General features: G+C 68.7%; 10 protein-coding genes and 1 pseudogene. 4 read left to right on the top strand and 7 right to left on the bottom strand.

Annotated elements, in window-relative coordinates; genetic code table 11:
- A pseudogene (locus AC1DTF_RS10265) lies at positions 1-1083 on the top strand (hypothetical protein); the annotation flags it as partial.
- An 11-nt stretch (positions 1084-1094) separates the two neighbouring features.
- Here AC1DTF_RS10265 and AC1DTF_RS10260 read toward each other — a convergent pair.
- The 4 genes from AC1DTF_RS10260 to AC1DTF_RS10245 all read right to left on the bottom strand — a co-directional run bounded on the left by AC1DTF_RS10260 (position 1095) and on the right by AC1DTF_RS10245 (position 6244).
- Positions 1095-1874 (bottom strand): hypothetical protein, encoded by a 780-nt coding sequence (locus AC1DTF_RS10260; protein ID WP_477473999.1) that lies wholly within the window; start codon positions 1872-1874, stop codon positions 1095-1097.
- Positions 1875-1945: 71 nt separating this feature from the next.
- Entirely contained in the window at positions 1946-5533 is a 3588-nt protein-coding gene (smc, locus tag AC1DTF_RS10255) for a chromosome segregation protein SMC (RefSeq protein WP_477473998.1), read from the bottom strand.
- Between the two features lie 26 nt (positions 5534-5559).
- Positions 5560-5841: an acylphosphatase gene (locus AC1DTF_RS10250; protein ID WP_156409090.1), complete on the bottom strand. Its 282-nt coding sequence runs from the start codon at positions 5839-5841 to the stop codon at positions 5560-5562.
- The gene (locus tag AC1DTF_RS10245; protein ID WP_477473997.1) at positions 5834-6244 is read right to left on the bottom strand and encodes an OsmC family protein; all 411 of its coding nucleotides are present in this window, start codon (positions 6242-6244) and stop codon (positions 5834-5836) included. Before AC1DTF_RS10245 ends, AC1DTF_RS10250 begins: the two co-directional genes overlap by 8 nt.
- Positions 6245-6305: 61 nt before the next feature.
- Between AC1DTF_RS10245 and AC1DTF_RS10240 the strand changes: the two genes are divergently transcribed.
- The gene (locus AC1DTF_RS10240; protein ID WP_477473996.1) at positions 6306-6968 is read left to right on the top strand and encodes an Rv0361 family membrane protein; all 663 of its coding nucleotides are present in this window, start codon (positions 6306-6308) and stop codon (positions 6966-6968) included.
- Here AC1DTF_RS10240 and mutM read toward each other — a convergent pair.
- The 3 genes from mutM to AC1DTF_RS10225 are packed head-to-tail and all read right to left on the bottom strand — an operon-like array spanning position 6955 to position 9068.
- Positions 6955-7824 (bottom strand): bifunctional DNA-formamidopyrimidine glycosylase/DNA-(apurinic or apyrimidinic site) lyase, encoded by an 870-nt coding sequence (gene mutM / locus AC1DTF_RS10235; RefSeq protein WP_057166355.1) that lies wholly within the window; start codon positions 7822-7824, stop codon positions 6955-6957. The genes AC1DTF_RS10240 and mutM overlap by 14 nt on opposite strands.
- Positions 7808-8524: a ribonuclease III gene (rnc, locus tag AC1DTF_RS10230; protein WP_057166354.1), complete on the bottom strand. Its 717-nt coding sequence runs from the start codon at positions 8522-8524 to the stop codon at positions 7808-7810. Before rnc ends, mutM begins: the two co-directional genes overlap by 17 nt.
- A complete protein-coding gene (locus AC1DTF_RS10225) occupies positions 8514-9068 on the bottom strand; it encodes a YceD family protein (RefSeq protein WP_057166353.1) in 555 nt (184 codons plus the stop codon). Before AC1DTF_RS10225 ends, rnc begins: the two co-directional genes overlap by 11 nt.
- A 197-nt stretch (positions 9069-9265) precedes the next feature.
- Here AC1DTF_RS10225 and AC1DTF_RS10220 point away from each other — a divergent pair, with 197 nt between their 5' ends.
- A complete protein-coding gene (locus AC1DTF_RS10220; protein WP_477473995.1) occupies positions 9266-10447 on the top strand; it encodes an LLM class flavin-dependent oxidoreductase in 1182 nt (393 codons plus the stop codon).
- Positions 10448-10541: 94 nt separating this feature from the next.
- The gene (locus AC1DTF_RS10215; protein ID WP_057166351.1) at positions 10542-10916 is read left to right on the top strand and encodes a cupin domain-containing protein; all 375 of its coding nucleotides are present in this window, start codon (positions 10542-10544) and stop codon (positions 10914-10916) included.
- Positions 10917-10933: the final 17 nt, after the last annotated feature.

The raw sequence follows: 10933 nt of genomic DNA, 5'->3' as shown, positions 1-10933 counted from the left end.
CAACCGGCTGCACCCGTCTACCAACAACCGGACACCTCGAGCGCCACATCACCCGCCGCGGCCACCAACCACAGCGCACCGGCGACAAGTGCCCCTGCTCCGACAGCACCACCGGCGCCCGCCGCACCGACCGGTGCCCCACCCATGCCGCTGGGCAACCCGTCCACCCCGGCACCCGCCGCACCCGTGCCACCCGGCGCTGGACCCGTTGGCCCCGCCGTCGCCCCTGCCTCCACCAGCCAGGGCGCTGCCGGTGGAGCTGCTGCACCGGTGCCGATTTCGGCCGCCCGCGCCGAACGCGATGCCATCGCTGCCGCCGCCACCGCGGGCGCGATGCGACGCAAGGGACCCAACCCCCGCCAACTCGCCCGCCACATCGCCGCCGCCCTCAACGTCGACATCACCGACCCCAGCCTGGTCTGGATCACCGCCGTCACCTCCGACGGACAGATCCTGACCGCCAACAACTACGGCCTGGCCTACATCCCCGAACACGTACACCTGCCCGAACAGGTCCGCATGGTCACGGCCGATGAATCGATCCCCGCCCAGACCCGCGGCACCTGGGCCACCTATCCCCTACTGGCAGTCCAGGAATGGGCGCGCCACCACAATGTCACCCTGCAGGCCGTGGCCGGCACCGAAGAGAATCTCAGAGGTTTCGACCTCGGCGCCGCGCGCGACATCATTACACCCGACGACATGCCGGACAGTGGAAAGATGCAGGGCCGCAGTCGACTTGAGGTCATCGCACCCGAAGTCGCGACCAAGCTCGCCGGTATCAATGCCACCGGTCTGACCGAACTGCTGCCGCCGGCACCCGCGGACAACACGCCACCGGCCGACAACAGGATCAACCTGCTGCTGGAGGTCTGCAAGCCGCTGATGAGCGCCAATCCGGATCGCGCCGGCGCACATCTGAAGGCGATGGTTGCCTACGCCGATCACCTGCAGAATGTGGCACTGTTCCGCGCCCACAACGCGCAAGACGCCGAACTACAGCGGGCCGCGATCGCGGAATGGATTTACTGGCAACACATCAGCGTGCTCAGCGCCGATGCGCTGGCCGCGATGGTGAGCTGACCCAGCCAGTACTACAGGTTGATCGTCGGATCCGCCTGAGTGGCCGGCTTCGGCGAAGGTGAAGCGGGCGCCGCCGGCGCGCGCTCGCCGTCAGCCTGTCCCGGTGCGGCACCGGCAGGTTGCTCCTCGGCGCGGTGCTTCCCGCCGGGCTCAGCCGCTTCGTCCTTCTCGCCGGGCTCTTTATCGCTGAACTGCTCGACAATCTGTTTGACCTGATCACCCACCTGCTGCGCACCCTGCATCGCAGACTGCGGCAACGACCCGGCCATGCCGCCGATCTGCTGCGGGATCTGGCCGGCCTGTTGAGCCATCTGCATGGGCATGCCCATCATCCCGCCCATGGCGCCCATGCCGCCGCCGGCACCGCCCGTCGCTCCGGCCGCAGAAGCTCCCGCTGCGGCAGCAGCCGCACCGGCCGCAGCGCCACCGCCGGAACCCGTTGCCGGGGAAGCAGATCCACCGCCACCGGCCGATGAACCACCTCCGGCGGGCTGATTCATGGTCTCTTCGATCTTGCTCTTGAGGTGCGAATCGGCGCTCAGATACCGTCGGGCCGCTTCCACGACGGACTCCGCGGTCCCGATGGCGGACTGCTTCAACGGCGGCAGACCCTCGATGATCGGGGCCTCGGCCTTGGGCACATCGGTCGACAGCGCCTGCGACAGCGCATCCGTTCCGTACGCGGGGGTGAACGCCTCGGGCGCATCGGGCAGGCCCTGGGCCGCCGTCAACAGGCGCTGCCCCGCCGCGCCGAGCATCTCGGCGTCCACCTTCAACGGTTCCAGTGTCATGAAGCCCCCTCCCGCGACACACTCCTCGCCGAAAACCCTACCGGAGCCTCACACCCCGGCGGGCACCAAAATCAGCCGGTGGTGGCGAGGTCCTGCCCGCGCATGCGCTGCGAAATCACCTGCGTGATGCCGTCGCCCTGCATGGTGACGCCGTACAGCGCGTCGGCGATCTCCATCGTCGGCTTCTGGTGGGTGATGACGATGAGCTGCGATTTCTCCCGCAGCTGCTCGAACAACCCCAGCAGTCGGCGCAGGTTCACATCGTCCAGGGCCGCCTCGACCTCGTCCATGATGTAGAACGGTGACGGCCGTGCCCGGAAGATCGCCACCAGCATCGCCACCGCGGTCAGCGACTTCTCGCCACCGGACAGCAGCGAGAGCCGCTTGACCTTCTTGCCCGGCGGCCGCGCCTCGACCTCGATACCGGTGGTCAGCATGTCGTCGGGGTTCGTCAGCAGCAGCCGGCCTTCACCACCGGGGAACAGCGAGGCGAACACCTGGGTGAACTCGCGCTCCACATCGGCGTAGGCCTCGGTGAACACCGTGAGGATGCGGGCATCGACGTCCTCGATGACATCCATCAAGTCCTTGCGGGCGCCCTTCACGTCCTCCAGCTGGGTGGACAGGAAGTTGTAGCGCTCCTCCAGCGCCGCGAACTCCTCCAACGCCAGCGGATTGACCCGGCCCAGCTCATTGAGCTCACGCTCGGCCTTCTTCGCGCGCCGCTCCTGAGTGGGCCGGTCGAACGGCATCGGCGCCGGCGCGGTGACCTGCTCGCCTCGCTCTTTGGCCTGCTCGTACTCGGCCATCTCCAGCTCGGTCGGCGGCAGCGGATTATCGGGGCCGTATTCGGCGATCAGATCGGCCGCGGCCAACCCGAACTGCTCCAGCGCCTGCTGCTCCAGCTGCTCGATGCGCAGTGCCGCTTGAGCTTTGGCGACCTCATCGCGATGCAGCGAATCGGTGAGCGCATTGATCCGGGCACCCAGCTCGTTGACCTCCGTGCGTGCCCGGTTCAGCGCCTCGGTGCGCTGCGCGCGCTCGGCGGACACCTGGTCGCGGGTCCGCGATGCCAGTGCGACCGCGGCCGCCAACCGTCCCGCGACGAGCCGCCCCGACTCGGCCACCGCGATCGCCACCGTCGCGGCATGCTCGCGGGCCTCCCTGACCCGGGCCGCACGCAACCGTGACTCCCGCTCGGCCGCGGCCGACCGTCGCAGCGAATCAGCCCGTCCCCGAACTGCATTCGCACGTTCCTCGGCGGTACGCACCGCCAGGCGGGCCTCCACCTCGGTGGCTCGCGCCGTCTCAGCAGCCAGCGTGAACTCCTGGCGGTCCTCGGTGTCGTCGACCTCGAACATCGGTGACTGCTGCGCATTGTGCAGCCGGGTCTCCAGCTCGGTGAGCTCCTCGACCGCCCTGGTCCGGCCCGCCTCCAGCTCGTCGCGTTGCTTCATCAGCCGCTGCCATTCGGCGTCGGCGTTGCGCGATTCCTGACCGAGCCGGCCCAGCTGCTCGTAGATCGACGAGATCGCGGCATCGGATTCGTTCAGCGCGGCCAGCGCCTGCTCGGCCGCATCCTGGCGGGCCGTCTGTTCCTCTTTGGCACCGGCCAACGCCGCGGTCAGCTCCCCGGCCTGACGCTCCACATGGGCGAGTTCTGTTCGGGCCTTCTCGATTTCGGACGCGATCTCCAATGTCGAGACCTTGCGGTCGGAGCCGCCGCTGACCCAGCCGGCACCRACCAGGTCGCCGTCGGCGGTCGCGACCCGCAGGTGCGGCCGCTCGGCCACCAGGCTGAGCGCCGCCGACAGATCGTCCACCACCGCCACCCCGGAGAGCAGCGCGCTGATCGCGCCCCGCAGCCGGTCGGGAGCCTCGACCAGATCGATTGCCCACTGCCCGCCGGCGGGCAGCACCTCGCCGTTGTGGGCGGACTGCACGGGCCAGTCGCCGAGCAGGATCGATGCCCGCCCACCGTCGGATTCCTTCAACGCGGCGACGGCCGCGCGAGCGGCGCCGACGTTCTCGGCGGCCAGCGCGTCAGCGGCGGGACCGAGCACCGTCGCCACCGCCACCTCGTAGCCCGGGCGCACCCGGACCAGCTTGGCGACGGAGCCGAAAAGGCCTGTGCCACCGTGGTTCTCCGCCAGCCAGGCGGCGCCGTCCTTGCGCGCGAGGCCCATCGACAGCGCGTCGATACGGGCGTGCAGCGAGGCGGCCTGCCGCTCGGCGGCCCGCTCGGCGGACTGCAGCTCGGCGACGCGTTCGTCGGCGGTGCGCAGCGCGGTGACCGAGCGGTCGTGCTGATCGTCGAGGCCGACCTCGCCCTCGTCGAGTTCACCGACGCGGGCCTGCACGTTCTCGAAGTCGGCCTGGGCCTGCTGAACGCGGGTCGCGGCTTCCTCGATGCGGGCCGTGAGCCGGGCTACCTCGTCATCGGTGGATTCCACCCGGGTGCGCATGGTGTCGACCTGCCCGGACAGCCGCGCCAGGCCTTCGCGGCGGTCGGCCTCGGCGCGCGCCGCCGCGCGGTGCGCCTGCTCGGCGTCCGCGGCGATGCGTTCGCGTTCGGCGAGTTCGGCGCGGGCGTATTCCAGGGTCTCCCGCGAGGCCTCCAGCTCCGCGAGCAGCTCCTGTTCGAGGGCGGCGACCTCGTCGGCCTCGGCCTCCAGGGCATCGGGGTCGCGACCGGAGTCGGTGTCGGGTTCGGCGTCGAGCAGCTGGGTGCGGTCATTGGCGATCCGCACGGTCGCACTGACCCGCTCGGCCAGCGCGGAGAGCCGGAACCAGGTCTGCTGGGCGGCCTCCGCGCGTTCGGTCAGCTCCGTCACGGCGGTTTCGTGGGCGGCCAGCTCGGCGGTGGCGACCTCCAGCCGCGTCGTCACGTCATCGTGCTCGCGGCGCAGCGTGGTCTCGGCCTGGTTGGTGTCGTTGAACTCGGTCTGGCGCACCAGCAGGTCATGGGCGGCCAGCCGCAGCCGGGCATCACGCAGATCGGCCTGGATGGTCTGCGCACGGCGCGCCATCTCGGCCTGGCGGCCCAGAGGTTTGAGCTGGCGGCGCAGCTCGGTGGTCAAGTCGGTGAGCCGGGCCAGGTTGGCCTGCATCGAGTCGAGCTTGCGGACGGCCTTCTCGCGACGCTTGCGGTGCTTGAGCACCCCGGCGGCTTCCTCGATGTAGGCGCGGCGGTCCTCGGGGCGCGATTCCAGGATTTCGGAGAGCTTGCCCTGCCCGACGATGACGTGCATTTCCCGACCGATGCCGGAGTCGCTGAGCAGTTCCTGCACGTCCATCAGGCGGCAGCTGCTGCCGTTGATCTCGTACTCCCCGGCGCCGTCGCGGAACATCCGGCGGGTGATCGACACCTCGTTGTACTCGATGGGCAGCGCGTTGTCGGAGTTGTCGATGGTCAGCGTCACCTCGGCGCGGCCCAGCGGTGCGCGCGAGGAGGTGCCGGCAAAGATGACGTCTTCCATCTTGCCGCCGCGCAGCGTTTTGGCGCCCTGCTCGCCCATCACCCAGGTCAGGGCGTCGACGACGTTGGATTTACCCGACCCGTTGGGCCCGACCACGCAGGTGATGCCCGGCTCGAAGCGCAGAGTCGTCGGCGCGGCGAAGGACTTGAAGCCCTTCAGCGTCAGACTCTTGAGATGCACGAGGTGAAACCCTACCGTCGCGGCGGTTAACGTTCGCTGAAGCCGTCAATCGGGTCGCCCGGCGCGGACCAATCGGCCATCACAGCGTCCACCGTTCCCGGCGACTGGCCGGATTTCAGGTGGTCCAGCAGCCGCTCACAGTCCGCCCGGGGGCCCTGTGCCACGACGTGCACCCGCCCGTCGGGCCGGTTGGACGCATACCCGGTCAGCCCGATTTCCAGCGCCCGGGCGCGCGTCCACCAGCGGAAACCCACGCCCTGCACGTGCCCGTGCACATAGGCGCTGAGCCGGACCTCGCCGTCAGCCAATGTTCTTGACCTCGAAGGTGACCTCGGTGCCCGCTTTGAGGGTGCGCCCGACGGTGCAGACCTGGTCGACGGCCCGCTCGACGACGACCAGCAGCCGCTTCACCTCGTCCTCGGACATGCCGGACAGATCGATCTCCAGGGTTTCGGCCAGCAGCGGGTAGCGCTCCTGGTCACGATCGGCCGCCCCGGACACCCGGATGGTGGTGGCGTACTCGTCGCCGAGTCGGCGCCGCAGCGGGGCGTCGCTGCTCATCCCGCTGCACGCGGCGAGCGCAATCTTCATCAGCTCACCGGGGGTGAAGACGCCCTCGACGTCCTCGGACCCCACCAGTACCTCTGCGCCACGCGTGCTGCGCCCGGTGTAGCGGCGCACGCCGGTGCGCTCGACCCACAGTTCTGTCATTCCGGCGAGTCTACGGAGGGGCGAGTTAGTGTTGAACTACACCAGCTGAGGAGCTATCGCCGTGACGTACTACCCCCCGCAGCAACCGGGGCCGCAGGGACGGGGTCCACAACAGCAGGGCTCGTGGGATCCCCAGCAGCAGCAACCGCCGCAGGCCTACGAGTACCCGGCCTATGACGTGCCGCCACCGCCGCAGCCCTACGGCCAGCAGCCTTACGGATACGGCACTCCTCCTCCGGGTTATCCCTACGGCTATCCCCCGCAGCCTCCGCAGCCCCCGAAGAAGAGCAACGGCACCTGGTGGATTCTCGGCGGCGTGGCCAGCGTGCTGATCGTGGCGGCCCTGGTGGTCGGCGGGGTGTTCCTGTTCCGCTCCGGTGATCAGATCCTGGTGTCCACCGACGAAGCCCAGATCCAGCAGCTCGTCGAGGAATTCGGCGCCGCGGGCAACACCGGGAAGTTCTCCGATCTCGGTCAGTACTTCTGCGCCGCGGAGGCCGGGATGTTCGGCGCCCTCGGCGAACTCGGCGACATCCTGGAAGGCATGGACGTTCCGCAGAGCACCCAGACCAGCGAGGTGACCGCCACCGACATCAAGGTCAAGGGCGATGTGGCGTCGGCCAAGATGAATGCCGGCGGCCCGTTCGACACCGCCTACTTCCGCAAGGAGTCCGGCGAGTGGAAGGTCTGTATGTCCGCCGCGGTGGAGTTCAGCCAGCGCTAGGTCTGCGCCGAATCCGCGGCGGCGGTTGACATTTCGGGCAGTAGTACGACGACCGGTTCATGAACTTGTCACGCTGCATCACCGCGCCGCATCGCCGGCACGCCTGATCGACACGCCCGTAGGCCTCCAGTGAGCGCTCGAAGTACCCGGATTCGCCGTTGACGTTGACATAGAGCGAATCGAACGACGTGCCGCCCTGACTCAGCGCGCCGGTCATCACCTCGGCGGCGGCATCCAGCAGTTCGGCGAGTTGGCGTCTGGTCAGCGACGACGCCAACCGGGCGCCGTTGATCTTGGCCCGCCAGAGGGCCTCGTCGGCGTAGATGTTGCCGATCCCGGAGACCACCGTCTGGTCCAGCAGTTGGCGTTTGATCTCGGAATGCTTGCGCCGCAACACCGTGACCACACCGTCGCGGTTGAATTCGGGGTCCAGCGGGTCCCGGGCGATATGCGCGACGGGTTCGGGCACCTCGGTGCCGTCGATGGTCACCAGGTCGGTGAGCATCCAGCCCCCGAAGGTGCGTTGGTCGACGAAGTTCAGCGTGACACCGTTGTCCAAGGTGGCGGCGATCCGCAGGTGCGACGGGTTCGGCACGTCACCGAGCAGCATCTGCCCGCTCATCCCGAGGTGCACGACGAGTGCGTCGCCGCTGGCGAGGGTGAGCCACAGGTACTTTCCGCGCCGGCCGGTGCCGGTGATGGTGTTGCCCTGCAGGCGCGCGGCCAGGTCGATGGAGCCGGCGACGTGCCTGCGCGAGGCCCGCGGGTGCAGCACCTGCACGTCGGTGATGGTGCGGTCCAGGATGTGCGCGGCCAACCCCCGCCGCACCACCTCGACCTCAGGGAGTTCCGGCATCCCCGGTCTCGTCGTCGGCCGAGGCGTCGATGGCACTCCACGCTGCGGCGGCGGCCTTGAGTTCGGCCTCTTTCTTGGTGCGCCCGATCCCGCGGCCGTACTGGCGTTCGGCAATCACCACGATCGCGGTGAATTCCTTGTCGTGATCGGGACCTTGGGCACTGACGGTGTACGCCGGTGGGCCGAGCCCGCGTGCGACGGACAGCTCCTGCAGGCTGCTCTTCCAATCCAGCCCGGCGCCGAGCGTCGGTGCGGTGTCGAGCAGTTCGCTGAACAGCCGCAGGATCGCTTCGCGCGCAACCACATTGCCCTGGTCCAGATAGATTGCACCCAAAAGGGATTCGACCCCGTCGGCGAGGATGCTGGACTTGTCGGCACCGCCGGAGCTGTCCTCCCCCTTGCCGAGCAGCAGATGGTTGCCGAGGCCGAGTTTGCGGCCGACATCGGCGAGGGCCTGGGTGTTGACGATGCTGGCTCGCAGCTTGGCCAGATCACCCTCGGGGCGGTCGGGGTGGCGGTAGTAGAGCTCCTCGGTGATGGTCAGGCCCAGCACGGCGTCGCCGAGGAACTCCAGGCGCTCGTTGGTGGGCAGCCCGCCGTTCTCGTAGGAGTAGCTGCGATGGGTCAGGGCGATCGTGAGCAGGTCCTCGGGCAGCCGCACGCCCAGGCCTTCGATCAACGACTCATGCTCAGCCGTCACTGGCATCTCCGGCTTGGTCCTTCAGCGCGGCCAGCTTGGCCCAGCGGGGATCGATCTTGTCGTGCCCATGGTCCGGCTCGGCGTCGGCGAGCGCCACACCGCAGTCCGGGCACAGCCCGGCGCAGTCCTCGCGGCACACCGGCGAGAACGGCAGCACCAGCCCGACCGCGTCCACGACGGTCTGCTCGATGTCGACGCGATCATCGACGACGTGGCCGACCTCGTCTTCCTCGGTGGTCGCCTCGGTGGTGCTGCCCGGGTAGGCGAACAGTTCCATGATGTCGATGGACACCTCGTCGCTGACCGGTTCCAGGCAGCGCACGCATTCGCCGGTGGTGGGCCCGGAGACCGTGCCGGTGACCAGGGCGCCCTCCGAGACCGATTCGATGCGCAAATCCAGCTCCAGCGGGGCGCCCTGCTCGATGCGGACCAGGTCCAGACCGATGCGCGACGGCGACGGCACCGTCTCGTGCACCTCGATCATCGAGCCCGGCCGACGACCCAGCCGCGAGATGTCGATCGCGAGGGGATTTTTGCCAGCCATGACGCCGATCTTACTTCGGTGCCGACAGCGCTCCGCCGCACCCGACACTCGATCACCGAGATTTTAAATCGCCGACGGCGCTGTGGCCGGTGAGGTCGGTGGCGCAATGGCCCAAACGGCGGAGCGTGCGGTGTCGACCGCCGCGGAAGCCGATACTCGTGGTCACGAAGACGACTTGCTGCGTAAAGGACGTATCTGTGACCGTGAAGTTGCACTGGTTTCTGCCCACCTACGGCGACAGCCGGCTGATCGTCGGAGGTGGACACGGCACTCCGGCCGGTGCCGCCGGGGGTGACCGCGAAGCGTCCATCGACTATCTGGCGTCGATCGTGCGGGCCGCCGAGCGGTTCGGCTTCACCGGCGCGCTCATCCCGACCGGGGCCTGGTGCGAGGACGCCTTCGTGACCGCCGCGCTGCTGGCGCGGGAGACGACATCGCTGGCGTTCCTGGTGGCGTTCCGCCCCGGGCTGGTGAGCCCGACGCTGTCGGCTCAGATGGCCGCCACGTTCGCCCGCCATGCCCCGGGACGCATCCTGCTCAACGTCGTCGTCGGCGGTGAGGCACACGAGCAGCGCTCATTCGGCGACCACCTGGACAAGGACGCCCGGTACGCCCGCGCCGACGAATTCCTCGAAGTCGTGCGCCGTCTCTTCGCCGGGGAAACGGTCAGCCTGAACGGCGAGTACGTCAACGTCGAGGAGGCCGCGTTGGCGGTGCCGCCCAGCCCGGTGCCGCCGCTGTACTTCGGTGGCAGTTCGAAGGCCGCCGGCCCGGTCGCGGCGCGCCATTCCGATGTCTACCTCACCTGGGGTGAGCCGCCGGCCGCGGTGGCCGAGAAGATCGCCTGGATCCGCAAGGAAGCCGAGGCCGCGGGTCGGACGCTGCGCTTCGGCATCCGGCTGCACACCATCTCCCGCGACACCGCCGACGAGGCGTGGGCGCAGGCCGACAAGCTGATCGGCGCGCTCGACGAGGAGACCGTGCAGGCCGCCCAGGCCGGGCTGGCGCGCAGCCAGTCCGAGGGCCAGAAGCGGATGCTGGCGTTGCACGAGGCCAACCGGACCAACGGAACCTGGAGCGACGCACGCAGTTTGGAGATCGCGCCGAACCTGTGGTCCGGTGTCGGGCTGGTGCGCGGCGGGGCGGGGACCGCTCTGGTCGGTAGCCACACCGAGGTGGCCGACCGGATCGCCGAATACGCCGAGATCGGCATCGACGAGTTCATCTTCTCCGGTTACCCGCACCTGGAGGAGCTGTACTGGTTCGGTGAGGGAGTGGTGCCGGTCCTGCGTGAACGCGGCCTCTTCAACCTTGGATCCGGGCAGCATTCGCCGATAGCGCCGAGCGTCTCGATCCCGTTCGTCGGGTCGGCGCGCTAACGACACAGGCACGTCGGCGTAATCTCGCCGAAATCCACGCGTGGTTTCCTCACATCAGACGCTGTTTCATGTGAGAGATCACGATGGAGGTTCTGTGACGAGTACGGCCGCGCCCATCTTTCAGGTGACTTCTGGTTTCTGGGAATCACTTCCGCAGATGCCCCTGGAGCAGTACCCGGGCACCGAGGGGTTCATCGACGACGTCTACGCCAACCCCGACGGCGTGCCGATGTGCTCGGGGTACTTCGAACTGCGCAATACCGATGCGCCGCTGGACTATTACTACGCCTACGACGAGATGAAGGTCGTCCTCGAAGGTGAGTTCCGGCTGGAGAACCCGGACACCGGACAGGTGCAGATCGCGCGGGCCAAGGACGCGATCTTCTTCCCGAAGGGCTCGCGGATCCTGTTCTCCACCCCCGACCATGCGCTGGCGTTCTACGTCGGCTACCGGTCGTTCGCCCCCTGATCCCGCTGCCGGACTCC

The organism is Mycobacterium sp. P4_H6 (genome assembly GCF_056400845.1).
This window is presented reverse-complemented; position numbering and strand designations above follow the sequence as displayed.

Coding starts and splice junctions, on each gene's coding strand:
- AC1DTF_RS10260 (WP_477473999.1), bottom strand. CDS start 1,874: ATGACACTGGAACCGTTGAAGGTGGACGCCGAGATGCTCGGCGCGGCG.
- AC1DTF_RS10245 (WP_477473997.1), bottom strand. CDS start 6,244: ATGACAGAACTGTGGGTCGAGCGCACCGGCGTGCGCCGCTACACCGGG.
- mutM (WP_057166355.1), bottom strand. CDS start 7,824: ATGCCGGAACTCCCTGAGGTCGAGGTGGTGCGGCGGGGGTTGGCCGCG.
- AC1DTF_RS10225 (WP_057166353.1), bottom strand. CDS start 9,068: ATGGCTGGCAAAAATCCCCTCGCGATCGACATCTCGCGGCTGGGTCGT.